At 69.5% G+C, this 23,957-nt stretch carries 23 protein-coding genes; 13 read left to right on the forward strand and 10 right to left on the reverse strand.

Features of this window, described 5'->3' with window-relative positions; all coding sequences use genetic code 11:
• Window positions 1-33 precede the first annotated feature (33 nt).
• A complete protein-coding gene (locus OCEPR_RS09390) occupies window positions 34-1,557 on the forward strand; it encodes a PASTA domain-containing protein (RefSeq protein WP_148229290.1) in 1,524 nt (507 codons plus the stop codon).
• Window positions 1,558-1,560: 3 nt separating this feature from the next.
• Here OCEPR_RS09390 and OCEPR_RS09395 read toward each other — a convergent pair whose 3' ends face one another.
• Entirely contained in the window at window positions 1,561-1,911 is a 351-nt protein-coding gene (locus OCEPR_RS09395; RefSeq protein ID WP_013458483.1) for a DsrE family protein, read from the reverse strand.
• 56 nt (window positions 1,912-1,967) lie between these two features.
• On the opposite strand from OCEPR_RS09395, the gene OCEPR_RS09400 reads away from it, so the two are divergent.
• The 4 genes from OCEPR_RS09400 (at window position 1,968) to OCEPR_RS09415 (ending at window position 4,970) form a co-directional block, all read left to right on the forward strand.
• Window positions 1,968-2,636 carry an LOG family protein gene (locus OCEPR_RS09400; protein WP_013458484.1) on the forward strand — a complete coding sequence of 223 codons (669 nt, stop codon included), beginning with the start codon at window positions 1,968-1,970 and terminating at the stop codon, window positions 2,634-2,636.
• Window positions 2,629-3,222, forward strand: a complete 594-nt coding sequence (locus tag OCEPR_RS09405; protein WP_013458485.1) for a ribonuclease HII — start codon at window positions 2,629-2,631, stop codon at window positions 3,220-3,222. The genes OCEPR_RS09400 and OCEPR_RS09405 overlap by 8 nt, the downstream gene beginning before the upstream one ends.
• 65 nt (window positions 3,223-3,287) lie before the next feature.
• A complete protein-coding gene (locus OCEPR_RS09410) occupies window positions 3,288-3,794 on the forward strand; it encodes a DUF4384 domain-containing protein (protein WP_013458486.1) in 507 nt (168 codons plus the stop codon).
• 96 nt (window positions 3,795-3,890) lie between these two features.
• The gene (locus tag OCEPR_RS09415; RefSeq protein WP_013458487.1) at window positions 3,891-4,970 is read left to right on the forward strand and encodes a TRAP transporter substrate-binding protein; all 1,080 of its coding nucleotides are present in this window, start codon (window positions 3,891-3,893) and stop codon (window positions 4,968-4,970) included.
• An 84-nt stretch (window positions 4,971-5,054) separates the two neighbouring features.
• Here OCEPR_RS09415 and OCEPR_RS09420 read toward each other — a convergent pair whose 3' ends face one another.
• The 4 genes from OCEPR_RS09420 to OCEPR_RS09435 are packed head-to-tail and all read right to left on the reverse strand — an operon-like array spanning window position 5,055 to window position 9,178.
• Window positions 5,055-6,431: a TRAP transporter large permease gene (locus OCEPR_RS09420; RefSeq protein ID WP_013458488.1), complete on the reverse strand. Its 1,377-nt coding sequence runs from the start codon at window positions 6,429-6,431 to the stop codon at window positions 5,055-5,057.
• Window positions 6,428-6,988: a TRAP transporter small permease subunit gene (locus OCEPR_RS09425; protein WP_013458489.1), complete on the reverse strand. Its 561-nt coding sequence runs from the start codon at window positions 6,986-6,988 to the stop codon at window positions 6,428-6,430. Before OCEPR_RS09425 ends, OCEPR_RS09420 begins: the two co-directional genes overlap by 4 nt.
• A 60-nt stretch (window positions 6,989-7,048) precedes the next feature.
• A complete protein-coding gene (locus tag OCEPR_RS09430) occupies window positions 7,049-8,278 on the reverse strand; it encodes an MFS transporter (protein ID WP_013458490.1) in 1,230 nt (409 codons plus the stop codon).
• A gap of 30 nt (window positions 8,279-8,308) precedes the next feature.
• Window positions 8,309-9,178 (reverse strand): universal stress protein, encoded by an 870-nt coding sequence (locus tag OCEPR_RS09435; protein WP_013458491.1) that lies wholly within the window; start codon window positions 9,176-9,178, stop codon window positions 8,309-8,311.
• Window positions 9,179-9,302: 124 nt separating this feature from the next.
• On the opposite strand from OCEPR_RS09435, the gene folP reads away from it, so the two are divergent.
• The 4 genes from folP to folK are packed head-to-tail and all read left to right on the forward strand — an operon-like array spanning window position 9,303 to window position 13,643.
• Window positions 9,303-10,073, forward strand: a complete 771-nt coding sequence (folP, locus tag OCEPR_RS09440; protein ID WP_049773600.1) for a dihydropteroate synthase — start codon at window positions 9,303-9,305, stop codon at window positions 10,071-10,073.
• Window positions 10,074-10,439 carry a dihydroneopterin aldolase gene (folB, locus tag OCEPR_RS09445; protein ID WP_013458493.1) on the forward strand — a complete coding sequence of 122 codons (366 nt, stop codon included), beginning with the start codon at window positions 10,074-10,076 and terminating at the stop codon, window positions 10,437-10,439.
• Window positions 10,440-10,491: 52 nt separating this feature from the next.
• Window positions 10,492-13,134, forward strand: a complete 2,643-nt coding sequence (locus OCEPR_RS09450) for a plasma-membrane proton-efflux P-type ATPase (protein WP_013458494.1) — start codon at window positions 10,492-10,494, stop codon at window positions 13,132-13,134.
• A gap of 14 nt (window positions 13,135-13,148) precedes the next feature.
• Entirely contained in the window at window positions 13,149-13,643 is a 495-nt protein-coding gene (folK, locus tag OCEPR_RS09455) for a 2-amino-4-hydroxy-6-hydroxymethyldihydropteridine diphosphokinase (protein ID WP_013458495.1), read from the forward strand.
• On the opposite strand, the gene OCEPR_RS09460 is transcribed toward folK, so the two are convergent.
• Genes OCEPR_RS09460 through OCEPR_RS09475 form a run of 4 tightly spaced genes read right to left on the reverse strand, consistent with a single transcriptional unit; the run spans window position 13,640 to window position 16,699 of the window.
• Entirely contained in the window at window positions 13,640-14,860 is a 1,221-nt protein-coding gene (locus OCEPR_RS09460) for a bifunctional folylpolyglutamate synthase/dihydrofolate synthase (RefSeq protein ID WP_013458496.1), read from the reverse strand. The two genes, folK and OCEPR_RS09460, sit on opposite strands and share 4 nt — an antisense overlap.
• Window positions 14,857-15,252, reverse strand: a complete 396-nt coding sequence (perR, locus tag OCEPR_RS09465) for a manganese-dependent transcriptional regulator PerR (RefSeq protein ID WP_013458497.1) — start codon at window positions 15,250-15,252, stop codon at window positions 14,857-14,859. Before perR ends, OCEPR_RS09460 begins: the two co-directional genes overlap by 4 nt.
• A 53-nt stretch (window positions 15,253-15,305) precedes the next feature.
• A complete protein-coding gene (hemC, locus tag OCEPR_RS09470; RefSeq protein WP_013458498.1) occupies window positions 15,306-16,217 on the reverse strand; it encodes a hydroxymethylbilane synthase in 912 nt (303 codons plus the stop codon).
• 41 nt (window positions 16,218-16,258) lie between these two features.
• Window positions 16,259-16,699 (reverse strand): hypothetical protein, encoded by a 441-nt coding sequence (locus OCEPR_RS09475; protein ID WP_041554186.1) that lies wholly within the window; start codon window positions 16,697-16,699, stop codon window positions 16,259-16,261.
• Window positions 16,700-16,785: 86 nt separating this feature from the next.
• Here OCEPR_RS09475 and OCEPR_RS09480 point away from each other — a divergent pair, with 86 nt between their 5' ends.
• Window positions 16,786-18,573 carry an SBBP repeat-containing protein gene (locus OCEPR_RS09480; protein ID WP_013458500.1) on the forward strand — a complete coding sequence of 596 codons (1,788 nt, stop codon included), beginning with the start codon at window positions 16,786-16,788 and terminating at the stop codon, window positions 18,571-18,573.
• 47 nt (window positions 18,574-18,620) lie between these two features.
• On the opposite strand, the gene OCEPR_RS09485 is transcribed toward OCEPR_RS09480, so the two are convergent.
• Window positions 18,621-20,384: a menaquinone biosynthesis decarboxylase gene (locus tag OCEPR_RS09485; protein WP_013458501.1), complete on the reverse strand. Its 1,764-nt coding sequence runs from the start codon at window positions 20,382-20,384 to the stop codon at window positions 18,621-18,623.
• Window positions 20,385-20,538: 154 nt separating this feature from the next.
• On the opposite strand from OCEPR_RS09485, the gene OCEPR_RS09490 reads away from it, so the two are divergent.
• The 3 genes from OCEPR_RS09490 to OCEPR_RS09500 all read left to right on the forward strand — a co-directional run bounded on the left by OCEPR_RS09490 (window position 20,539) and on the right by OCEPR_RS09500 (window position 23,863).
• Window positions 20,539-22,056, forward strand: a complete 1,518-nt coding sequence (locus OCEPR_RS09490) for an ABC transporter substrate-binding protein (protein ID WP_013458502.1) — start codon at window positions 20,539-20,541, stop codon at window positions 22,054-22,056.
• Between the two features lie 68 nt (window positions 22,057-22,124).
• Window positions 22,125-23,042, forward strand: coding sequence for an ABC transporter permease (locus OCEPR_RS09495; RefSeq protein ID WP_013458503.1), 918 nt, complete (start codon window positions 22,125-22,127; stop codon window positions 23,040-23,042).
• Window positions 23,039-23,863 carry an ABC transporter permease gene (locus OCEPR_RS09500; protein WP_013458504.1) on the forward strand — a complete coding sequence of 275 codons (825 nt, stop codon included), beginning with the start codon at window positions 23,039-23,041 and terminating at the stop codon, window positions 23,861-23,863. The genes OCEPR_RS09495 and OCEPR_RS09500 overlap by 4 nt, the downstream gene beginning before the upstream one ends.
• Window positions 23,864-23,957 lie beyond the last annotated feature (94 nt).

Genomic DNA, 23,957 nt, shown 5'->3' on the forward strand with positions numbered 1-23,957 from the left:
CGTTTATTACACCCGGCGCTATACTCTATGGAGATGCCCGAGCGCTACGGCCCCTACGAAACCGTGCAGCAGGAACGCCGCGAAGACTTCCTCACGGTGTGGCGCGCACGAAGCCCGTCCGGCGCCGAGGGCCGCCTGTACTGGTTCGACGTCCGGGGCCCCGAGGCGCGCGCCGTCTTCTTCCGTTTTCGCAAGGCGCTCAAGGCCCTCTCCGCCCTGGGGGTGCTGCCCGAGGGCCTGGAAATCAGCGCCAAACCCGGGCAGTACTACGTCTTCTGGCCGTCCTGCGAGGCCCCTTCGGCCCTGCCCGCCAAGGGACGCAAGGTCGTGCGTGAGGTGGGCCGAATCCTGGAGGCGCTCAGGCCGCTGGGGTTCGCGCTGCCGGACCTTGATCTGCGTTTGAACGAGGACGGGGTGCGCGTGGCCGCCCTCGACCCTCTGAGCGAGCACGACGAGGCCGAGATCGAGCGCCTCGGCGGGCGCTTTCTGCGGGCCCTGCCCTCGGCGCGGCCGGGGCGCGGGAACCGCGCCGCCTCCTGGGTGCCGGGGCTGCTCCTGGCCGTGCTGGGGCTGTGGCTCTTCGCCGCCGGCAGCGCGCGCTACCTGAACCCTCCCGAGTTCACGATCCCCGACCTGCGCGGCCAGGACCCGCGCACCGCGCTGGAAGCGGTCAAGAACATGGGGCTCAAGGTCACCTTCACCATGGCCAGCGAGCCGGACCGGCCGCGCGATCTGATCCTGGAACAAAACCCGCCTCCGGGGACCCGGGTCAAACCCGGACGCGCCCTCGAGCTCGTCCTCAACCGGCCCAAGGACGGCCGGGTGCCGCCGCTCGCGGGGCAGCCGCTGAGCGACGCGCAACGAACGCTCGAAGAGGCCGGCTACCTGCCCGGGGCCGCGGCCACGGGATACAGCGAGGAGCCCGAAGGCACGGTGCTGGCCAGCGCGCCGCCCGCGGACGCGCCGCTGCCCCAGGGGGCCACGGTGCGCCTCCTCACCTCCGACGGCCCCGCGCCGCGCAAGACCGTGCTGCCCGAGCTCACCGGACTCAACCTGGAAGAGGCGCGCTACCTGATCTCGGTCGCGGAGCTGCGCCTGGGCGAGGTGCAGACCCTGCCCTCCCCGCAGCCCGAGGGCACGGTGCTGGCCCAGTCGCCCCCCGCGGGCGTCGCCCTCGACGTGGGCAGCCCGGTGGTGGTGACCGTGGCCGGGCGGGGCGAGGTGCTGCTCCCCGAGCAGGGATTCATGGCGCCGCCGGCCCCGCAGGAAACGCCCCCCGAGACCCCGGCGACGGAAACCGAAACGCCGCCGCCGCCCGACCTCGCCCCTGGAGAACGCATCGTCCCCATCCGGGTGCCGCTGCCCGCCAGCGGGACCCAGGCCCCCGTGCACGTGCGCCTCGTCGTCGCCGACGACGGCGGCGAACGCACGCCCATCGACACCTTCGCCCAGGGCGGCAGCACCCTCGAGGGCAGCGTCCGGGTGAAGGGCGACGCCCGGTTCAAGCTCTACCTCGACGGCTTCCTCTATCAGGAGTGGACGAGCCCGGCCCCCTGAACCTCAAAACGTGAGGACGGCGGCGCCCCGCGCCAGCCGGCCGTAAAGGCTGGGGTGGCCGCGGTGCTCGTTCAGCAGTTTTACCCCCGCCGCGCGCACGACCGCGAGCACCCCGAAGGCGCGGGCGCAGTAGACGCAGGCTCCGGCGCGCGGCTTCAAGCCGCGCCACAGGGCGTGGTGCTTGTGGTCCGGGTCCTCGAGCCGTGCGACCCAGCGGACGGCCGCGCCGTCGAAGACGAGCTCGACGTCCGCCCCCGCGTCCGCGGCTTCGGCGGCCGTTTCCAAAGCGTTCGCCAGGCGCCCCAGGTCGCCGTGGGTTTCGGTACCGGCCAGAACGACGACGGCTAGCTCCATGCCCCGTTGTACGCCGGACGGCGCCTCCCCCGCGTCGGCTGGCCTACACTGAGGGCATGGTCAACGAACGCGGGGTCATCGACCGGCTGCACTACACGGATTCCTGGCGCCTCTTCCGTATCCTCGCGGAGTTCGTGGACGGCTTCGAGCTGCTCTCGGGGATCGAGGTGCCGCTGGTCTCGGTCTTCGGATCGGCGCGCTTCGGCCCCGACCACCCCTCGTACGCGCTGGGGGAGGAGCTGGGGCGCGAGCTCGCCAAGGCCGGCTTCGGGGTGGTCACCGGGGGCGGCCCCGGCATCATGGAGGCGGTCAACAAGGGGGCGTACGAAGCCGGAGGGGTGTCCGTGGGGCTGAACATCGAGCTGCCGCACGAGCAGCACCCCAACCACTACCAGACCCACAGCCTGCAGTTCCGCTATTTTTTCGTGCGCAAGGTGATGTTCGTGCGCTACGCGGTGGGTTTCGTGGTGCTTCCGGGTGGGTTCGGAACCCTCGACGAGCTCACCGAAGTGCTCGTCCTGCTGCAGACGGGCAAGGTGCACCCCTTCCCCCTCTTCGCCATGGACCGCGGTTACTGGCGGGGGCTCGAGGCCTGGATCCACGACACGCTGGCCGAACGCCAGGCCGTGGGCCCGCAGGATCCCGGCCTGCTGCGGCTCGCCGACCGCCCCGAAGAGGTCATCGAGGTCTTCAGGAAGGAGCTCGAAGAGCGCAGCCGTGCTTGAGCGGGAGTTCTGGCGCCAGGGCCTCAGGGTCGCCGGGGTCGACGAAGCCGGCCGCGGGGCGCTCGCCGGCCCCGTCGTAGCCGCCGCGGTGGTGCTCGCCCCGGGGCGGCACCCCTACCGCGACTCGAAGCGGCTGACGCCGCGGCGGCGCGAGCAGCTGCTCGACCACCTGCAGCGGCACGCGCTGGCCTGGGGGGTGGGTGCCTGCAGCGCGGCCGAGGTGGATCGGCTCGGGGTGCTGCGCGCCACCCACTGCGCCGCCCAGCGGGCGCTGGCCCGTCTGCGCATCGCGCCCCAGGCGCTCGTCACCGACTACCTCTTCCTGGAGACCGAACTTCCGCTGCTGGCCCCCGCCCGCGCCGAGGCGCAAAGCCCCAGCGTGGCGGCCGCCTCCATCCTCGCCAAGGTGGTGCGCGACCGGATCATGGTCGGCCTGCACCGCCGCTACCCCGGCTACGGCTTCGCACGGCACAAGGGCTACGGCACCGCCGAACACCTCGCCTGTCTGGCGCGGCTGGGCCCCTGCCCCCAGCACCGCCGCCGCTTCGCTCCGGTGGCCCAGGCGGGTTTGTGGGATCCGCCTTAAAGCGCCTTAATCTTCCCGCCCGCGGCTTTCATCCGCGGCGGCTAGACTGGAACTGGGGAGGTGCCATGAAAAGGATGCTCTTGCTCTTGGGGCTCAGCGCCCTGCTGTCTGCGTGTACGATCACCCTCCGGCCCGGAGACGTCCAGGTGGGGGTCTCCGTCGAGTTCGGCCTGGCCGACGTGATCGCGCGCTTCGAACCCGACCGCGGTCAGGGCGCCACCTACCGCGTCGGGGAGGAGGTGCAGTTCGTGATCACGCTGCGCCGGCCCGGTTACGTCAGCCTCGTGGCCATCGACCCCGACGGCCGCACCTACGAGTTCGAGCACGGCGTCTACCTTACCGCGGGCACGCACGTGCTGCCCCTGCCCAGCATGCGGCGCCGCTACGTCGTGGACTACCCCACCGGCGAGCAACGGGTGCGGGCGATCTACACCGACACCCGCCCGGGAAGCGTCTACTTCCGCGGCGTGTACAGCACCGACGGGTTCAACGACCGCCTGCGGCTGTACTTCAAACAGAGCTACGCTCAGGTGCGCGACGTGAAGGAAACCTATTTCTACATTGCATACTAATTCTTTCCGACGCCGTCGCAGCCGGCCTTGCGCAGGTTTCGGCTGTGACCGTATAATCGAGCCGTAACAACGCGGTACCTAAAAGGAGGGCATGGAATGAAACGTCGTGATTTTATGAAGAAGGCAGCGGCCGGCGTCGCTGCGAGCACCGTCTTCGGTCCGGTCTTCGCCCAGACCAAGAAGAAGATCCGCTGGCGCATGGCCACCAGCTGGCCCAAGGCGCTGGACACCATTTACGGCGGCGCGGAAACGATCGCCGACCGCGTGCGCGCGATGACCGACGGCAACTTCGACATCCGCGTTTACGCAGGCGGCGAGATCGTGCACGGCCTCAAGGTCGTGGACGCCGTCCAGCAGGGCACCGTGCAGGCGGGCCACACCGCCGGGTACTACTACATCGGCAAGCACCCGGCCTTCGCCTTCGCCACCGCGCTGCCCTTCGGCCTCAACTTCCGTCAGCAGAACGCCTGGCTCTACGACGGCAACGGGAACAAGCTGCTCAACGAGCTCTTCGCCGACTTCAACATGATCGGCTTCCCCGCCGGCAACACCGGCGTGCAGATGGGCGGTTGGTTCCGTAAGGAGATCAACAGCGTCGCCGACCTCAAGGGCCTCAAGATGCGCATCCCCGGCCTGGGCGGCAAGGTGATGGCGCGCCTGGGCGTGACCGTGCAGGTGCTCGCGGGCGGCGAGATCTACCCCGCGCTCGAGCGCGGCGCCATCGACGCCACCGAGTGGGTCGGCCCCTACGACGACGAGAAGCAGGGCTTCTACAAGGTCGCCAAGTACTACTACTACCCCGGGTGGTGGGAGCCGGGCCCCACGCTGCACACCTTCGTCAACCTCAAGGCCTGGAACGACCTGCCGAAGGAGTACCAGCAGATCTACATGACCGCGGCCGCCGAGGCCAACCAGCAGATGATGGTCGACTACGACTTCAAGAACCCGCCGGCCTTCAAGCGTCTGCTGGCCAAGGGCGTGAAGCTGCGCCGCTTCTCCAACGAGATCATGGACGCGGCCCGCAAGGAAGCCTTCGCCCTCTTCGACGAGCTGGCCTCCTCCGACAAGTTCTACGAGAAGGTCTACACCGACTGGAAGGCCTTCCGCGAGGACATCTACCGCTGGTACGGCACCGCCGAATCCGCCTACCTGCAGTACGTCGCTTCGCGCTCCTAGAACCGGCGCCACGCGAAATACGAGCGCACCCCCGGCCGCGGCCGGGGGTGCGTTTGAGTTGGTCGGCGGGCCTGGACGGCCGCCCTAGTAGCCCGAAGAGGTCACCGTGAGCAGCCAGGTGGCGATGTGCGGGAAGACGATCATCAGGGTGAGGCCGATGATCTGGATGGCGATGAACGGCACCGCGCCGCGGTAGATGTGCATCGTCGAGACCTCGGGGGGCGAGACCCCGCGCAGGTAGAAGAGCGAGAACCCGAAGGGCGGCGTCAGGAACGAGGTTTGCAGGTTCATGCCGATCATGATCCCGAACCAGACGAGCGCCAGGCGGGTGGGCTCGAGCGCCTCCGGGAAGAGCGGCGCGAGCAGCGTGGCCGCGGGCCCCGCCACCAGCGGAATGATGATGAAGGCGATCTCGAAGAAGTCGATGAAGAAGCCGAGGATGAAGATGATCAGGTTGACGGTGATCAAGAAGCCCACCTCGGCCCCGGGCAGGTTGAGGAGCAGGTCCTCGACCCAGATGTCGCCGTAGAGGCCGCGGAAGACGAGCGAGAAGGCCGTGGAGCCCACCAGGATCAGCATCACCATGCTGGTAAGCTTGGCCGTGGCGTCCATGGTGTCGACGAGGGCCTTGAGGTTGAAGCTGCGGTAGAGCATGGCCAGGAAGATGGCGCCCAGGGCGCCGAAGGCGCCGGCCTCGGTGGGCGTGGCCAGCCCGGCGAAGATGCTGCCCAGCACCAACAGGATCAGCACCAGCGGCGGCATCATCACCAGCATGACTTCCTTGAACAACTGCCAGCCGTGAAGGTCGCGCTCCTCGGGCGGCAGCGCGGGCGCGGCCTTCGGCTTGAAGAGGGCCACGGCCACCACGTAGAGGATGTACATCGCCGAGAGGCTGAGGCCCGGGATGAGCGAGCCCACGAAGAGGTCGCCCACCGAGACCTGCAGCTGGTCGGCGAGCACGATGAGCACGATCGAGGGCGGGATCACCTGCCCCAGCGTCCCCGAGGCGGCGATCACCCCGGTGGCCAGCTCCTTGGAGTAGCCGTAGCGCAGCATCACCGGCAGGCTGATCAACCCCATGGCCACCACGGTGGCGCCGACCACGCCGGTCGCCGCGGCGAGCAGGGTGCCCACCACGACCACGCTGATGGCGAGCCCGCCGCGCAGCGGGCCGAAGAGGATGCCCATCGTACGCAGCAGGTTCTCGGCGAGCCCGGAGCGCTCGAGCATCGTGCCCATGAAGATGAAGAAGGGCACGGCCAGGAGGGTGTAGTTCTCGTAGATCGCGAAGATGCGTTCGGGCAGCGCCGACATCAGGTTGAAGCTCATGATGTCGTGCGAGATGCCGATCAGCATGAAGACGAGCGCGGTGCCCGCCAACGAGAACGCCACGGGGAAACCGGTGAAGATGAAGACGAAGGCCGCGGCGAACATCAAGGGGCCAAGAAGATCGGGGTTCATAGCGAGGGCTCCTCTTCGCTTCCGGAGGCGAGCGCGACCTGATGGCCGGTGAGCAGGGCGATGCGCTTGATCAGCTCGCTAAGGCCCTGCAGGAAGAGCAACACGAAGGCGACGATCAGCGCCGCCTTGATGGGGTAGCGCGGCAGCCCGCCGGGGTCGGGCGACATCTCGTGGATCTTCCAGGACTCGAAGACGATCGGAAAGGCGGTCCAGAGCACCACCGCTGTGAAGGGCAGCAGGAAGAGCACGGTGCCGAAGACGTCGACCCAGGCCTTACCGCGTTCCGACAGGCGGGAATAGATGATGTCCACGCGGACGTGCGCGTTGTGCTTGAGGGTGTAGGCCGCGCCCCACATGAAGACGAGGGCGAACATGTACCATTGCAGCTCGATGTAGGTGTTCGAGCTCAGGTCCACGCCGATGGTCTGCGAAAGTTTTCGCGTGACCGCGTTGTACACGCCGATGACGACCATCAGGAGCGTCAGCCAGGACACCAAGCGGCCCACGGCCTCGTTGAGGGCGTCGATAAGGCGGGAAAAGCTTAATAGGAAATCCACTCGGGGCCTCCTTCCTCGCCAGCCCCCTAATGCTACCCGGGGTGTGCATGGATATTCAACCTAACGAACGCTGCGCACCTGACGAACCAGCACGGTGCCCAGCACGAACCCCGCCGCGGCCAGCAGGAACAGCGCGGTGTACCCGGAACCCGGCTGCGAACGGTTGAGCAGGTCCACCATTCCGCCCAGGGAGCCGGCCAGGATTTGGGGGAGGACGATCGAAGTCTGCCAGATCCCCATGTCGGTCGCGTGCGCCTCGGGCGCCCCCAGCACGTCGGTGGCCAGGGCCCAGTCCACGGCGGTGTAGGCGCCGTAGCCGAGGCCGAAGAGCAGGGCCACAAAGACGAGCACGTCGTAGCGCGGGACCAGCAGCAGGGGGAGGATCACGAAGGCCATCACCGCGCCCGCGAGGTAGATGGGCCGCTTGCGCCCCACCCGGTCGGACCAGCGGCCCGCGGGCACCGAGCTGACCGCCGCGCCCGCGGAGATGACCAGCCCCAAGAGCGCCACCGCCTGGAAGGCCTGGGTCGCGACGCTGCGGCCCCAGAGCGTGAAGACGCGCACCACGTCGGCCAGGTAGTACTGCAGGTAGGTCTGCACCACGTACTGGCCGAACATCACCAGGAAGCGCGTGCCCCAGACCCAGCGGAAGTCGGGGTTCTTCCAGGGCGCCAGCATGCTTTCCACGAAGCCCTCGCGCCGGCCGGGAACCCCCCGCGCTTCGCGGATGACCAGCAACGTCCAGGCCGCGGCGACGAGGTTGAGCCCGGCGGTGATCCAGAAGAGCAGGGGCAGGTGGGCGACGGTAAAACCCACCACTCCGGCGGCGATCTGCGCCGATACCTGCAGCGCCCCCATCCACCCCGAGGCGGTGCCGCGGCGCTCGTGGGGGACCAGGTCGGGGATCAGCGCCGAGTACGGCCCGGTGGCCAGATCGTCGGCGAGCTGCAGAACGATGTAGGCGACGAAGAGGCTCCAGTAGCTGGGGGCGTAGGCCATCCAGACCAGCCCCACGGCGGTGAGCAGCGCCCCTGCGCCCAGGTAGGGCATGCGGCGACCCCAGCGGGAGGGGAAGCGGTCGGACAGGAAGCCGAAGACCGGCGGCCCCACGAAGGCCATGACCGCGCCCACGGCGAACAGCCAGCCCAGCCGCGTGGCCTTTTCGGCCGGGTCGACCAGCTCGGCCACCCGCGCCGGCAGCAGCACGAGCAGCACCAGGAACCACTTGAAGCTGGTGGCGAACCAGTAGGCCGAAAGGCTCAGGTACCACGGGGTCGTATGGGGCCTCACTGGACCCAGTATAGCGTCTGAGCCAGGGCGCTAGAGGTGCGCGGCCTCGGGAACGACGAGGAGCGGCAGGTCGGCCTTGTAGAGCAGGCCGACGACGCTGCGGCCCAATCGCGTCCAGTGGCTGCTCTTGGCCTTGGAACCGAGCGCCAGCAGGTCCACGCCGTGTTCGTGCGAGAGCTCGAGCAGCCCCTCGATCTCCTCGCCGCGGGCGACGACGAGCGGCCCCTCGTAGCCCAGCGCCTCGCGCAGCGCCGCCTCGGCCCGGCGGTCGAGGTCGGCGGCCTCCAGCGCCTCGGGCGGCAGGTACTGGGGCACGCAGCAGCTCTGCGGCCCCACGCTGACGAGGTGAAAGGCCACGAGCTCGCCCCCCGCCGCCTCGGCCAGCCGCGACGCGACCCGGAGCGCCGCCAGCGAGGCGCTGGAATCGTCGACGGCCACGCCCAACCGGCCCAAACGCTGGAGCGGCCGGTCGGGCCGCACCGAGAGCACGGGCACCTCGCCCCGGTGCATCAGGTAACGCGAGACGCCGCCGCGGGCCACCCGCTCGAGGGGTGTGCTCCCCTCGGAGGCCAGCACCGCCAGCGCCTGCTGGCGCGCCTCCGCGGCCACCTCCTGGGTGGGGTTGCCGTGCGGCAGCTTCAGCTCGGCCCCTTCGGGGGCGAGGCGCTCGAGCTTCTTCCGCGCCAGCCGACCCAGGGCCGCGCTGGCCTGCTCGAAGAGCGGTTCCAGCTCCGGCTCCCACACCTCTGCGAAACGCCGCGGCGCCGAGCGCAGGTAGCCGTCGGCCACCACGTGCATGGCCACGAGCGGACGCCCCAGCGCCCGCGCCAGCACCTCCGCGCTCGCGAGCACCGCTTCCGAACCCGAGCCCAGGTCCACGGCTGCGAGAACTCCGCTCATCAGGGCCTCCTTTCCTCCTGTCCTCAGCCTAGCGCAGGCGGCCGGGGACCGGTGCCCCGCGTATAATGCCGGGGTGAAACTGCAACTCCGCGGCCGCACCCTCGACCTCAGCCGCCCCCGGCTGATGGGGGTCCTCAACGTCACCCCGGACTCCTTCTCCGACGGCGGGCGCTACCTCGACGTGGAATCCGCGCTCGCCCGGGCCCGGACCCTGAAGGCCCAGGGGGCCGACCTGATCGACCTCGGCGGCGAGTCCACCCGTCCCGGCGCGGCGCCGGTGAGCGCGAGCGAGGAGAAACGGCGGCTGCTGCCGGTGCTCGAGGCGGTCCTCGAGCTGGGCCTGCCCGTCAGCATCGACACCCGCAAGCCCGAAGTGGCCGCTGAGGCGCTGGCGCTGGGGGCGCACCTGCTCAACGACGTGGGGGGGCTGCGCGACGGGCGCATGGTGCGGCTGGCCGCCGAGCACCAGACGCCGGTGGTGATCATGCACAGCCCCGTGAACGACCCCCAGACGATGATGCAGCACGCCCGCTACGCCGACGTGGTGCGCGAGGTCGCGGGCTTCCTGCGGCACCAGGCCGAAGGGGCGCTGGCCGCCGGGGTACCCGCGGTCGTGCTCGACCCCGGCTTCGGCTTCGGGAAGCGGCTCGAGCACAACCTCGAGCTGCTGCGGCGGCTCGACGAGCTCGCCGCCCTGGGGCACCCGCTGCTCGTGGGGCTGAGCCGCAAACGCACGATCGGCGAGTTGACCGGGGTGGAAGCGCCGGAGCACCGCGTCTGCGGCAGCGTGGCGGCCCACCTGACCGCGGCGCGGCGGGGGGCCCGGATCCTGCGGGTGCACGACGTGGCCGCGCACGCCGAGGCGCTGGCGGTCTGGAACGCGGTGGAGGGCTAGATGGGCAAGATCGCGCTCACGGGGCTCGAGTTCTACGGACGGCACGGCGTCAAACCCGAGGAGGGGGCGCTCGGCGCTCGCTTCATCGTCGACGTCGAGCTGGAGATCGCCTACGAGGGCCGGGGCGACCGGCTGGCGGCCACCGTGGACTACGCCGAGGTCCACCGGCTGGTGGCCGAGGTGGTCACGGGCGAGCGGTTCTACCTGATCGAGGCGCTCGCCGACGCGCTGGCCGAGCGCCTGCTGCGCGCCTTCCCCAAGGTGGAGGCGCTGGTCGTGCGGGTGCACAAGCCCCACGCGCCGCTGCCGGGGGTCTTCCGCGACGTCTACGCCGAGGTGACGAAGAAACGTCCTGCGGGCGAATGACCCTATATAATAAAACTTGAGCGCAGTACCCTAAGGGCTGGAGGTGTCGTTTATGCCGGACACCAAGAACGCCGCTCCTTTTCGCGTGGACGAGCTGAAGGGCCTTGACCCCGAGGAGCTGGCGGGTCGGCTGGCGACCTCGCTGGAAAAGGGCCTGACGGAGAGCGAGGCGCAGGCGCGGCTCGAGCGGTACGGCCCCAACGAGGTTCCGGAACGGGAAGAGAGCGTCTGGATACGGCTGCTGAAGCGGTTTTGGGGGCCCATCCCCTGGATGATCGAAGTGGCCGCGCTGCTCTCGGCGCTCGTGGGCAAGTGGGAGGACTTCACGATCATCCTCGTCCTTCTTTTCGTCAACGCCGGGGTGGACTTCTGGCAGGAGTCGAAGGCGATCTCCGCCCTCAAGGTGCTGCAGCAGCGGCTGGCGCGCAAAGCGCGGGTGCTGCGCGACGGCCGCTGGCAGGAAGTCGACGTGCGCGACCTCGTCCCCGGCGACGTGCTGCGGCTGCGGATGGGCGACCTGATCCCCGCCGACGCCGTGCTCGTCGACGAGACCTACCTGCAGGTGGACCAGTCGGCGCTCACCGGGGAGTCGCTGCCGGCCAGCAAGAAGGCCGGCGACCCCCTCTACTCCGGCAGCGTCGTCAAGCAAGGGGAAGCGCGGGCCGTCGTGGTGGCCACCGGCACCCACACCTACTTCGGGCGCACCGTGGCGCTCGTCGCCAAGGCGGAGCGCGAGGAGCGCAGCCACTTCCAGCGCGCGGTCATCCAGATCGGCGACGCGCTGATCGTGATGACGATCGCGCTGGTGGTGATCATCCTGATCGTGGGGCTGTTCCGGCAGGAAAACCTGCTCGAGCTGCTGCGCTTCGCCCTGGTGCTCACCGTGGCCTCGATCCCGGTGGCGCTGCCCGCGGTGCTGACCGTGACCATGGCCGTCGGCGCCCTCGAGCTGGCGAAGCGGCAGACGATCGTGCGCAAGCTCGCCGCCATCGAGGAGCTGGCCGGGGTGGACGTCCTCACCGCGGACAAGACCGGAACGCTCACGCAGAACCGCATGACGATCGAGCGCATCCGGCCCCACCCCCCCTTCCAGGCGGCCGACGTGATCTTCTACGCGCTGCTGGCCTCACGCGAGGAAAACCACGACCCCATCGAGGAACCCATCTTCAACGAGGCCAAGAAGCTCAGCCTCGACCGCCGCCTGGGCGCCTGCCAGGTCACCGACTTCGTCCCCTTCGACCCGGTGCGCAAGCGCACCGAAGCCACGGTGCGCTGCGACGGAAAGGAGCTGTGGGTGACCAAGGGGGCGCCCCAGGTCATCCTGCAGCTCTGCGAGGAAAGCCTCGACGACGCCGACGCGGTCAACCAGGAGCTGGAGCGCCTCGCCGAAAACGGCTTCCGGGTGCTGGGCGTGGCCGTGCGCGAGGGGAACGGGAAGACGCGCTTCGTGGGCCTCATCCCCCTCTACGACCCCCCGCGCCCCGACTCCGCCGAGGTCGTGGCCCAGGCGCGCAAGCTGGGCCTCGACGTCAAGATGATCACCGGCGACCACGTCGCCATCGCCCGCTACATCGCCCGGGTGCTGGGCATTGGCGAGCGGATCCTGGACGTGCGCGAGCTGCGCGAGGCGGGGATGAAGGAGTGGCAGGTCCTCGCCGAGGTGCTCACCCGCGACCTCTTCGAGGCCTTCAAACCGGACGCCGACGAGGCCGAAGTGCGGCGCTTCACCCACCGGGTCGTCGAGGACCTGACCCAGATCTTCGAGCGCGAACACCTGGGCACGGTGCACCGCCACGAATCCGAGATCGTGGAGCTCGTCGAGGGCGCCGACGGCTTCGCCCAGGTCTACCCGGAGGACAAGTACTTCATCGTCGACAAGCTGCAAAAGGCGGGCCACTACGTGGCCATGACCGGCGACGGCGTCAACGACGCGCCCGCGCTCAAGAAGGCCGACTGCGGGATCGCCGTTCAGGGCGCCACCGACGCCGCCCGCGCCGCGGCCGACCTGGTGCTGCTGGCGCCGGGGCTGCGGGTCATGGTGGAGGCGGTGGAGTTGGCGCGCCAGATCTTCGAGCGCATGAAGAGCTACTCCATCTACCGCATCGCCGAGACCGTGCGGGTGGTGCTGTTGATGTGGGCCACGATCACCTTCTTCAACTTCTACCCCGTCACCGCGCTGATGATCATCATCCTGGCGCTGCTCAACGACCTGCCCATCCTGACGATCGCCTACGACAACGCCAAGGTGGCCCGGAACCCGGTTCGCTGGAACATGCACGAGGTGCTCTCGGTCTCCGGCTGGATGGGGGTGGCGGGCCTGCTCTCCTCCTTCCTGCTCTTCTACCTCACGGTGGTGGTCTGGCAGCTGCCGCACGACCTGATCCAGACGATCTTCTTCGTCAAGCTGATCGTCGCCGGTCACGGCACCCTCTACAACACCCGCACCTACGACCGCTGGTTCTGGACGAAACCCTACCCCTCGGCCATCCTCTTCTGGGCCACGATGTCCACGGCGGTGCTGGGGACCCTGATCGGCGTCTACGGCTGGTTCTTCGGCCACGTCATGACCCCGATGGGCTGGAGCTGGGCGGCCTTCCTCTGGGTCTACGCCTTCGTCTGGTTCCTCTTCAACGACTTCGTCAAGGTCTCGGTCTACCGTTACCTCGAACGCCGCGGCATCGTCGAACCCAGCTAGGTTAGGCTGGGAGCGTGACGGGCACGCGCGCCCTCGTGGCGCTGGGATCCAACCTGGGCGACCGCGCCGGGCACCTGCTCGGCGCGGTCGCCGCGCTCGCGCGCCGGCCGGGGGTGCGGCTCGCGGGGCTCTCGCGCGTCTACGAAACCGAGCCCGTGGGGCCCGGGGAACAGGGGCCCTACCTCAACGCGGTGCTGGCCGTGGAAACCAAGCTCGAACCCCTGGAGCTGCTCGAGGCGCTGCTCGCGATCGAGCGCGCCCACGGCCGGGTGCGGCGCGAACGCTGGGGCCCGCGCACCCTCGACCTCGACCTGCTCGACCTGGGGGGGCGGGTGCTCGAGCTCCCGGGGCTCTCGCTGCCGCACCCGCACCTGCACGAGCGCGCCTTCGTGCTGGTGCCGCTCGCGGACGTGGCCCCGGACTGGCGCCACCCGCTCCTGGACCGGACGGCCGCCGAGCTGCTCTCGGGGATGGACGCGGGCGGGGTCCGGCCCTGGCGGCCCGCCTAGCGCGGAGGTTCGGCGGGGAAGCCCGCGCGTTCCCGCATCAGCGCCCCCAGCAGGTAGAGGCTGCCCGCGGCCACCACCAGCCCCCCGGGCGGACGCGCCTCGAGCGCGCGCTCGAGGGCGACCTGCGGGTCGGGTTCAACGCGGGCGGCCGGGAAGAAACGCGCCAGCGCCGCGGGATCGGCCGCGCGCGCGCCCGGGTAACGGGTGAGCCAGACCGCCTCGAACGCCGGCGCCAGCGCCGCGGCCATGCCGGACGCGTCCTTGTCGCGGGAGGCCGCGAAGACCAGGATCTTGGGGCCCGCGGGAAAGTAGTCGGCGAGCGCCCGGGCCAGCGCCCGGGCACCGGCGGGGTTGTGGGCCCCGTCGAGGAGGAGGCGCTCCGCGGGGCGGTACTCGAGCCGCCCCGGATGGCGCACCGCGGCCAGCCCCGCGCGCACCGCGGCCTCGTCCGCGCCCAGCTCCCGCGCCGCGCGCACCGCCAGCGCCAGGTTCGCCGCCTGGTGCCGGCCCATCAGCGGCGCGGCGTAGACCCCGCCGCCCAGCGCGAAGGCGACGCCGTAGCCGTGGACCTCGACGTGCGACGGCGCCACCCGCTCGAGCCGGGCGCCCCGTGCCCGCGCCGCGGCCGCCAGAAAGTCCGCGCCCGCGCCGGTCGCCGCGGTGAGGGCGGGCCGGCCCGGACGCAGGATCCCCGCCTTCTCCCGGGCGACGTGGGCGAGCGTGGGCCCCAGCCAGTCCGTGTGGTCGAGGGCCACGTTGGTGATGATCGAAAGCACCGGATCGGCGGCGTTCACGGCGTCGAAACGTCCGCCCAACCCCACCTCCAGGACCGCGGTCGTGACCCCCTGCTCGGCAAAGTGGACGAGGGCCGCGGCGGCGAGGGCTTCGAAGTAGCTGGCGCCGCCGGCCTCCAGCCGGGGCGCAAGGCGGACCAGCAGGTCGTCCAGGGCCTCGGGGGCGATCGCCGCAGCGTTCACCTCGATGCGCTCGCGCACGTCCAGCAGGTGGGGGCTAGTGAACAGCCCCACCCGCTCGCCGGAGGCCTGCAGGATGCGCGCCAGCGCCCGGGCGGTGCTGCCCTTGCCGTTGGTGCCGCCGACCAGGACGACGCGAAACGCCCGCTCCGGGTGGTCCAGGCGGGCGAGCAGATCGCGTATGCGTTCGAGTCCGGGGGTCATCCCCCGGCGGGCCAGGCGCTCGAGCAGCTCCCGGCTCAAGACCGCAGGGTCTGGCGGCAGGCGGGGCAGAGCCCGCGGAACTCCACCTTGGCCTCGTGGATCGTGAGCTCCGGGTACGCCGCGCGCGCGGGGGCGAGCAGGTCGGGCAGCTCGACCTCGAGGTCGACGATCTCGCCGCAGCGCTCGCAGATCAGGTGGTGGTGCGGCACCGGGTTGGCGTCGTAGCGGGTCGCCTCGCCGGCGCGCGCCAGCACCGCGATCTGGCCCTCCGAAACCAGGGCCTCGAGGGTGCGGTAGACGGTCCCCAGGCTGATGCTGGGCACGATCTTGCGCACTTCCTGGTAGATCCAGGCGGCGTCGGGGTGGTTGCGGGCCTTCTGCACCACGTCGAGCACGGCTTTGCGTTGGCGCGTCAGGCGCTTCATCGCCATAGTGCCCCCAGTATACGGGAAATTCTGATGGTTTTCAGTAATGCGTATGAGAACTAGTTGCCCGCCGCCTCGGCCAGCACCTCGCGGCCGCCGGCTTCGAGCACGTCGCGGGCCAGCTCCAGCCCCAGCTCCCAGGCCTCTTCGGGGTCCCCCTCGATCTCTCCGCGGATCAGCGTCTTGCCGTCCAGCGAGAGCACCCCGGCGTCGAGGACCAGCACGTCGTCCTCGATCTGCGCCAGCGCCCCCACCGGGGCCAGGCAGCCCGCGCCCAGACCGTGCAGGAAGCCGCGCTCGGCCAGCACCCGCGCACGCGTCGGGGCATGGTTGAGGCTGTAGGCCAGTTCGTCGGCCATGTCGTCGCCCTCGCGCACCTCCAGCGCCAGCGCCCCCTGACCCGGGGCCGGCAGCAGGATCTCGGGGTCCACGAACTCGCCGATGCGGTTGCGCATCTCCAGGCGCAAAAGCCCCGCCGCGGCCAGGATGATCCCGTCCAGGTCCTCGCTCACCAGCCGTTTGAGCCGTGAATCGACGTTGCCGCGCAGCGGCACGATCTCCAGGTCGTCGCGCCAGGCCAGCAGCTGCGCCCGCCGCCGCACCGAGCTGGTGCCGATGCGCGCCCCCTTGGGCAGGTCGGCCATGCGGGCCACGCTGTTGCGCCCGATGAAGACGTCGCGCGGGTCCACCCGCCGGGGCACTCCCGCAATCACCAGGCCCTCGGGCTGGGTGGTGGGCAGGTCCTTGAGCGAGTGCACGGCGATGTCGATCTCGCCGCGGCGGAGGGCCTCTTCCAGCTCCCCCACAAAGATGTTCTGCTCCCGCGGGTCGGCGCCGCGGTCGCCCTTGGTCTGGATCGTCTTGATCTTGAACTCGGTCTCGGGCCAGTTCTCCTTCAGCCGCTCGACCGCCCAGCGGGTTTGGGTAAGGGCAAGGAGGCTCCCGCGGGTGCCTACGACGATAACGCGCATACGCACCCCATATTAATGGCCGCGCCGCCGGGGCGCAAAGGTCAGCCCGCCCATCCCACCAGCCAGACGAGCGCGTCGGGCGCCTCGATCACGTAGAGCAGGGCGCGCTTTCCGTCCATGGACTCGAAGACGTAGCGGGTATGCCGCTCTTGGCCTACCTGGAAGGTCTTTTGCTCGCCCAGCAGGTAGCCGGCCACCGCGAAGGCGCTGGCCACCTGGTGGACGTAGGCGTTCTGCAGGTTCCTGGCGATCCCCCGGGCCGCGTAGGCCTCCCAGTTTCCGAAGCCCTCGCGGCCGCGCACCTTGGCCACCCAGCGCTTCACGCCGGGGCCCAGGGCCCGGTAGGAGCCGCTGGGCAAGCGGATCTGGCTGTCCAGCTTCAGCGCGGTGGCGGTAACGAGCTGCACCTCGACGAGGGTCTGCGCTGGCGCCACCGTCGCCAGCGCCAACAGGGCCAGCACGAACGGAAGGAGCTTTCTCATCGCCTGCATTCTACACGTCCATCGCGAAGGGGACGTTCGTCCTCGACCCGTTGGGTATGCTCAAGCGTTTTTAGGAGGAATTATACATGCTGAAATCTTTCCACGACGACCTGCGAATTCGTACCTCTGCACTCGCCGCTCTGGCACTGCTGGTGCTGAACGCCTGCTCGCCCAAGCCCGCCTGGCAGGCCGACCCCACCGCCCTCACCTTCTCGGGGCAGGTGGGCGAAGCGGCGCCCCCGGCGCAAACACTGACGCTCAAGAACGCCGGCGGCGGCGCCCAGCCGTTCACGCTGAGCGCCAGCGCCGGCTGGATCCACGTCGCCCCCGCTTCGGGCGACCTCGACGCCGGGGCGACCGCGAGCCTCCAGGTCTCGGCCGAGACCTGCACCGAGGCCGGCACCCAAACGGGTACGCTCACCGTGGGCGGCGCGGCCACGCTGGCCGTGGAGGTGACCCGCGAATGCGCCCCCGTGGCCGGTACCCTGCTCTGGGCAAGCCAGTTCGGCAGCGAAGACGACGACGACGTTCGCGGCATGGTCGTCGACGCCCCCGGAAATACCTACGTGGTCGGCAGCAATAGCAGGAGAACGAACACCGGCTTTGTAGGCAACGTCTTCCTGGTCAAGCACGACGCCGACGGAAACCTGGTCTGGAAAACCGAGTTCGACTCCGACGGCGACAGCCACAACCTGCACCAGCTATTCGTCAGTGCGTTAGGAGAAGTTTACGCAATGGGTACCACCCAAAGCGATTTCGACGGCAGCGGCGGCAACCCCGGCGAATCGAGCGACGTAATCCTGCTCAAACTGAACGCCGACGGCAGCATCGCCTGGAAGAGCCAGCTGGAAAGCGGGGGCCCCGGAGACGAGTATCTCTCTGACTACGCCGTCGGTCCTGGTGGAAAGATATACGTCGCCGGAGAAACCTACGGCGATTTCTCCGACTCCAACGCCGACTACAGCGACCCAACGAACTTTCTGGCCGCCTTCGACGCCAGCGGCGAAACGCTGTGGGCCTGGTCCTTCGACCGCAGCTTAAGCTTCGCCAGCACCCAAACTCTTGACCTCGATCCGGACGGCAACCTGATCTATTGCGGCAGAACGATAGATTCACAAACCGGCAGGAGGGACGCGTTCGTCGAGAAGCGAGACCCCGATGCGAACGGGGGGCTCCTCTGGCATTACGACCTCGTTGCCGACTCCAACGTCACCATCGGAGATACCCTGGTAGATGCGGCGGGCGACGTCTTCGTCTACGGAAGCACCGCCGGGAGCTTTCCAGGCCAAACCAACGCCGGCCTCGACGACGTCTACGTAGCCAAGTTAAACGGCAGTGGCAGCCTTTTGTGGCTCACCCAGTTTGGCGGCCCGGGCAGGGAGTCCGCCGGGCAAATCGTCGTAGATGCCTCGGGCAACGTTTACCTGCTGGGCAGCACCAACGGCAGCCTGGACGGCCAGACGGCTTTTGGCGACAGCGACCTCTTCGTGGCCAAGCTAACCGGTTCCGCGGGAGACATGGTCTGGGCGACCCAGTTCGGAACCTCTGAGTACGACCAAAAAGAAACCATGGCGCTGGGTTCGAACGGCCGCCTGATCGTGAGCGGACGCACCCAGGGCAGCTTCCCCGGCTTTACCCTTAACGGCCGGATGGACGTGGTGGTTGCCGCCTTTGCGAGCGATACTGGCCAGCAAATCTGGCTGACCCAGCTCTCCAGCGAAGACAACGGCGCCACCGAAAACCGCGACTGGATCGCGGGCTTCGGCCTCGACGCCGCCGGCAACGCCTACCTGGCGGGCACGACCCAGGGCGTCTACCCCGGTGAGAGCGCGCTGGGCGGAGACGACGCCTTCGTGATCAAGGTGCAGCACTAGGCCCTCTGGCCCCTTAGCAAACGGGCGCGGAACTCCGCGCCCGTTCGTCAACCCTCCAGGCCTAGCTCGCGGGCGAGCGGACGGGTGCGCTCGAGCGTCGCCTCGTCCAGCCGCGCCACCTCGGGCCAGGGGCGGGCGCCCTCCTCGGGCAGCTTACGGGTGCCGTCGAGCACCAGGGCGCGCCCGGCCTCGACCCAGGCGTCGCGGGCCGGGTCCAGGTTGGCCAGCACCCACCACATCAGCGCGTCGGGGTCTTTTACGCTTATCTCGGCGTCGGCCACAAGCAAGAGGCGCACCGCCGGGTCCGCCGCCAGCGCGCGCGCCAGCTCGCGCACCTGCCCGGGCCGGGTCTTTTCGACGGCCACCGCCAGCACCCCGGGCCAGGCGTGCTGGGCCACCACATCGGGGTGGGGCACCGGGCCGGGCCGGCCCGGCTTGGGCGCAGGGCCGCCCTCGGCGGCGAGTTTGACGGTCCCATCCAAAATCAACTTGCCGGAAAAGCCCACCGCCAGCGGGGCGTGGTCGAGCTCGTCGGTGGGCCCCTTGCCGAAGATCACGTCGCGCTCCGGTCGCAGGTGGCGCACCGCCGCGAGAAGGGCCGCAAAACCGGGCTTCGGCGGCGCGTCGCTGGTGACGACGACGACCTTGGTGGACATCATCTGCCCCAGGCCCAAGAGCCCGCTCGCCACCTTGAACCCCTGCCCGGCGTATTCCTTTTCGACCTCGACGTTCACCCAGTTGTGGGCCACGCCCGCGGGGGGCATGTGGTAGTCGCGAATCTCGGGGATCACCAGCTGCGCCGCCGGCAGGAAGATGCGCTCACTGGCCTCGATCAGCCAGGCGTCCTCCATGGGCGGGGGGCCGACGATGGTGCTGGGGTAGACCGCATCACGGCGGTGGGTGAGGGCGGTGAGGTGGAAGCGCGGATAGGGCGAGGGCGGGGTGTAGAAGCCGGTGTGGTCGCCGAACGGCCCCTCGGTGACGAAGGGCTCGGTCGGGTCCACGTACCCCTCGAGCACGAACTCGGCCTCGGCCGGAACCCACAGATCCACCGTCTTGGCCTTCACCAGCTCGACCGGACGGCCGCGCAAAAAACCGGCCAGGTGGTACTCGTAGAGCCCCGGCAGCTCGGGCAGCGGCGCGGTGGCGGCGTAGCCGAGCACCGGGTCGCCGCCCAGGGCCACGGCCACCTCGAGCCGCCGGCCCAGCGCCCGCGCCTTCTCGAAGTGCTTGCGCCCGGTCTTGTAGAGCTGCCAGTGCATCGCCGTGGTGCGCGGTCCGAAGACCTGCATGCGGTACATCCCCACGTTGTACTCGCCGGTCTCGGGGTCACGCGTGATGACCTGGGGCAGGGTGACGAAGGGCCCGCCGTCCGCGGGCCAGCAGGTCTGCACCGGCAGGCGGCCGAGGTCGACCGCCTCGCCGGTAAGCACCACCTCCTGCACCGGCGCGCGCCGCACCTTCTTGGGGAAAAGCCCCTTGAGTTCGCCCAGCTTGGGCAGCATCGCCAGCGCCCCGGCGAGGCCGCCTGCGGGCTTCAGCTCGAGCAGCCGCTGGACCCTGGCGGCCAGCTCGTCGAGCTTCTCCACCCCCAACGCCCGCGCGGTGCGCTCGGGGGTGCCGTAGAGGCCGATGACCAGCGGGAAGTCGCGCCCGCGCACGTTTTCGAAGAGCAGCGCCGGCCCGCCCGACTTGAAGGCGGCGTCGGCCAGCGCGGTGATCTCGAGCTCGGCGGAAACCTCGTCGCGCACGCGCACCAGCTCGCCGCGGCGCTCGAGCTCCTTCAGGTATTCGCCCAGGTTCCTGAACACGCCCCCACCTTACCAGCCGCGCCTCGCCCCACGGCTTCGGCGGCGGCCGCCGGAAAGACGTAAGATTACCCGCCCACGACGTTCTGCAGAAATACGAAAATCTTGAACGGTGTGGGCTTTCCTGCTAGGCTGAATCCTCAAGGAGGGGGTAATTATGCGAAAAATAGGGATCTTGCTGGTTTTTATTCTCGCTGCGCTGCCCGCCTGGGCCGCCGGCGACACCCTGGTGATCGCCCAGGGTGTGGACGCCACCACCCTGGACCCGGTCAACCACCAGGAAACGCCCACGGGCAACGTGACCGCTCAGATCTTCGACAACTTCTACCGCCGCACGCCCGACGGGAAGTACGAACCCTGGTTGGGCGAGGCCAAGGCGCTGGACGACCTCACCTGGGAACTGACCGTGCGCAAGGGCGTGAAGTTCCACAACGGTGAGGAGCTGAACGCCGAGGTCATCAAGTTCAACTTCGACCGCCTGCTCAACCCCGACAAGCCGCTCAAGTACAGCACCTACTTCAAGCCCATCAAGAGCGTGGAGGTGACGGGCCCCTACACCCTCAAGGTCACCACCGAGAAGCCCTTCCCGCTCTTCCTCACCCGCCTGACCTACTTCTGGGTCGTGCCCAAGCAGTACATCGAGGAGAAGGGCGACGCCTACTTCGCCAACCACCCGGTGGGCACCGGGCCCTACAAGTTCGTGCGCTGGGTCAAGGACCAGGAGATCGTCCTCGAGGCCAACGAGGACTACTGGGCGGGCAAGCCCAGGATCAAGAAGGTCGTCTTCCGGCCCATCCCCGAGGCCTCGAGCCGGGTCGCCGAGCTGATGACCGGCGGCGTGGACATCATCACCAACCTCGCCCCCGAGGCCGTGGCCGTGGTCAACGGATCGGGCGTGGCCGAGGCCCGCACCGTGCCCAGCATCCGCAACATCTTCGTCGTCCTCGACGTGAAGGGCGAGGGACCGCTGCACGACCCCAAGGTGCGCCAGGCCCTCAACTACGCGGTGGACAAGAAGTCCATCATCGAGCACGTGCTGGGCGGGAACGGCGTGCCCGTGGGCTGCCCCCTCAACCCCTACATCTTCGGCTACGACGAGGCCCTCTGCGAGCCCTTCCCCTACGACCCCGAAAAGGCCAAGCAGCTGCTGGCCGAGGCCGGCTACCCGAACGGCTTCAGCTTCACCATGGGCAGCCCCTCGGGCCGCTACCTCAACGACCGCCAGGTCGCCGAGGCCATCGTGGGCCAGCTGGCCAAGGTGGGCGTGAAGGTCGAGCTGCGGGTGCAGGAGTGGAGCAGCTACGTGGGGCAGATCCTCGAGCGCAAGATCCCCACGGACGCCTGGCTGATCGGCTGGGGCAACGCCCAGTTCGACGCCGACAACACCCTCTTCACCCTGCTCTACGGCGGCACGGTCGAGGGCGGCCCGCCGCAGACCCGTTTCAGCTACTGGGCCGACCCCGAGTTCGACAAGGCGGTGCTCGAAGCCCAGTCGGTGGTCGACCAGGCCAAGCGCCAGGCGCTCTACAAGCAGGCGCTCGAGCGCGTGCGTGCGGGCGCGCCCTGGATCTTCCTCTACGAACAGGAGGACATCTACGGCGTGAACAAGCGCGTCAAGTGGCAGCCGCGCCCCGACGAGCTCATCTGGGCCTTCGACGCCGAGATCGTGAAGTAGGGGAACGATGACCGAAGCCTCGCCCCTCCCCCGCGTTATCGGGGGAGGGGTTTAACCGAGGGCCGCCGATGCTGACCTACGTTCTGCGCAGGCTCCTGCTCGTCCTCGTCGTCGTCTGGGGCGCAGCCACGCTGGCCTTCGGGCTGCTCTACCTCTCGGGCGACCCCGTCAACCTGCTCCTCCCCCTCGACGCCAGCCCCGAGGCCCGCGAGGACTTGCGCCGCGCCTACGGCTTCGACCAGCCGCTCTACGTCCAGTACGGCCGCTACCTGCTCAAGCTGACCCGGGGCGACTTCGGCACCAGCCTGCGCTCCGAAGAACCGGCCCTCGACCTGGTCCTCGTGCGCATGGGGCCCACGCTGCTGCTCGCCGGCTGGGGGCTGGCCTTCGCGGTGGCCCTGGGGGTGCCCGCGGGGGTGCTGGCGGCGGTGCGCAAGGGCAGCCTCGCCGAGCTCGCGACGATGACGCTGGCGCTCCTGGGCCAGTCGATCCCCGTCTTCTGGCTGGGGCTGATGCTGATCCTGGTCTTCGGGCTCGAGCTCCGCTGGCTGCCCATCTCGGGCGCGGGCAGCTGGAAGCACCTGATCCTGCCCACGATCACCGTGGGCACCTTCGTGACCGCCTCCATCGCACGCCTCACCCGCAGCGGGGTCATCCAGGAACTGCGCAGCGACCACGTGCGCACCGCCCGCGCCAAGGGGCTCGCGGGCCGGGTGGTCGTCTACAAGCACGCCCTGCGCAACGCGGCGATTCCGGTGGTCACCATCATCGGTCTGCAGCTGGGGGCCCTGCTCTCGGGCGCGGTGATCACCGAGACCATCTTCGCCTGGCCGGGCATCGGCCGCTTCGTCCTCATCGCCGTGAGCCAGCGCGACTTCCCCGTCGTCCAGGCGACGGTGGTCGTCTTCGCGCTGCTGCTCGCGCTCGTTAACCTGATCGTCGACCTCGCCTACCTGTGGCTCGACCCGAGGGTGCGGTACGCATGAAACGGTTGCTCAGGAACCCCGCCGCCCTGGCCGGAATGGTGATCATCGGCCTCTTCCTGCTCACCGCGGCGCTGGCGCCGCTGATGAGCCCCCACGACCCGACGCTGCAGGACCTGGCGCAGCGCCTCAAGCCCCCCGGCACCGAGGGCCACCTGCTCGGCACCGACCGCCTGGGACGCGACGTGCTCGCGCGCATCCTCTACGGCGCCCGGCTCTCGCTGCTCATCTCCATCAGCAGCGTCCTCATCGGCATGGCCATCGGCGTACCGCTGGGCCTCGTCTCCGGCTACGTCGGCGGCCGGCTCGACGACCTGCTCATGCGCCTGGGCGACATCCAGCTCTCGCTGCCCTTCATCCTGCTCGTGATCGCCATCATCGCCGCGCTGGGTCCGAGCCTCACGAACACGATCCTCACCCTGGGCGTCACCAGCTGGGTCGTCTACGCCCGGGTGGTGCGGGGCTCGGTGCTCTCGCTCAAGGAGCAGGACTTCGTGCAGGCGGCGCGGGCCTTGGGGGCGCCGACGCAGCGCATCCTTACGCGCCACCTGCTCCCCAACGCCGCGGGCCCGCTGATCGTGGTGGCGACGCTCGAGCTGGCCCGCATCATCGTCAGCGAGGCGGCGCTCAGCTTCCTGGGCCTCTCGGGCGTCCCCCCCGAAGTGCCCAGCTGGGGCCAGATGCTGGCCGACGGCCGCGAGGTGCTCTACTTCGGCGGCTGGTGGGTGGCCACCTTCCCCGGCGTGGCCATCAGCCTGGTGGTGCTGGGCATCAACCTGCTGGGCGACGCGCTGGGCGAGGTGCTGGACCCGAGGAGCAGGTGAATGGGTGCGTGGTACGTGGTGCGTGGTACGTAGTACGTGGTGATAAAGAAGTCCGTGGCTTGTAACTTGTGGCTCGTGGTGTACTGACTTCTTC

Origin of the sequence: Oceanithermus profundus DSM 14977, from assembly GCF_000183745.1 — a bacterium.
Lineage (GTDB): Bacteria > Deinococcota > Deinococci > Deinococcales > Marinithermaceae > Oceanithermus > Oceanithermus profundus.

What these genes read in the sequence shown, in the direction of transcription:
- OCEPR_RS09390 (WP_148229290.1), top strand. Translation starts at nt 34, where the DNA reads ATGCCCGAGCGCTACGGCCCCTACGAAACCGTGCAGCAGGAACGCCGC.
- OCEPR_RS09435 (WP_013458491.1), bottom strand. Translation starts at nt 9,178, where the DNA reads ATGAGCGGAGTTCTCGCAGCCGTGGACCTGGGCTCGGGTTCGGAAGCG.
- folP (WP_049773600.1), top strand. Translation starts at nt 9,303, where the DNA reads ATGGGGGTCCTCAACGTCACCCCGGACTCCTTCTCCGACGGCGGGCGC.
- OCEPR_RS09495 (WP_013458503.1), top strand. Translation starts at nt 22,125, where the DNA reads ATGCTGACCTACGTTCTGCGCAGGCTCCTGCTCGTCCTCGTCGTCGTC.
- OCEPR_RS09475 (WP_041554186.1), bottom strand. Translation starts at nt 16,699, where the DNA reads ATGAGAAAGCTCCTTCCGTTCGTGCTGGCCCTGTTGGCGCTGGCGACG.
- folB (WP_013458493.1), top strand. Translation starts at nt 10,074, where the DNA reads ATGGGCAAGATCGCGCTCACGGGGCTCGAGTTCTACGGACGGCACGGC.
- OCEPR_RS09395 (WP_013458483.1), bottom strand. Translation starts at nt 1,911, where the DNA reads ATGGAGCTAGCCGTCGTCGTTCTGGCCGGTACCGAAACCCACGGCGAC.
- OCEPR_RS09420 (WP_013458488.1), bottom strand. Translation starts at nt 6,431, where the DNA reads ATGAACCCCGATCTTCTTGGCCCCTTGATGTTCGCCGCGGCCTTCGTC.
- OCEPR_RS09490 (WP_013458502.1), top strand. Translation starts at nt 20,539, where the DNA reads ATGCGAAAAATAGGGATCTTGCTGGTTTTTATTCTCGCTGCGCTGCCC.
- OCEPR_RS09450 (WP_013458494.1), top strand. Translation starts at nt 10,492, where the DNA reads ATGCCGGACACCAAGAACGCCGCTCCTTTTCGCGTGGACGAGCTGAAG.
- OCEPR_RS09410 (WP_013458486.1), top strand. Translation starts at nt 3,288, where the DNA reads ATGAAAAGGATGCTCTTGCTCTTGGGGCTCAGCGCCCTGCTGTCTGCG.
- OCEPR_RS09500 (WP_013458504.1), top strand. Translation starts at nt 23,039, where the DNA reads ATGAAACGGTTGCTCAGGAACCCCGCCGCCCTGGCCGGAATGGTGATC.
- OCEPR_RS09480 (WP_013458500.1), top strand. Translation starts at nt 16,786, where the DNA reads ATGCTGAAATCTTTCCACGACGACCTGCGAATTCGTACCTCTGCACTC.
- perR (WP_013458497.1), bottom strand. Translation starts at nt 15,252, where the DNA reads ATGGCGATGAAGCGCCTGACGCGCCAACGCAAAGCCGTGCTCGACGTG.
- OCEPR_RS09400 (WP_013458484.1), top strand. Translation starts at nt 1,968, where the DNA reads ATGGTCAACGAACGCGGGGTCATCGACCGGCTGCACTACACGGATTCC.
- hemC (WP_013458498.1), bottom strand. Translation starts at nt 16,217, where the DNA reads ATGCGCGTTATCGTCGTAGGCACCCGCGGGAGCCTCCTTGCCCTTACC.
- OCEPR_RS09415 (WP_013458487.1), top strand. Translation starts at nt 3,891, where the DNA reads ATGAAACGTCGTGATTTTATGAAGAAGGCAGCGGCCGGCGTCGCTGCG.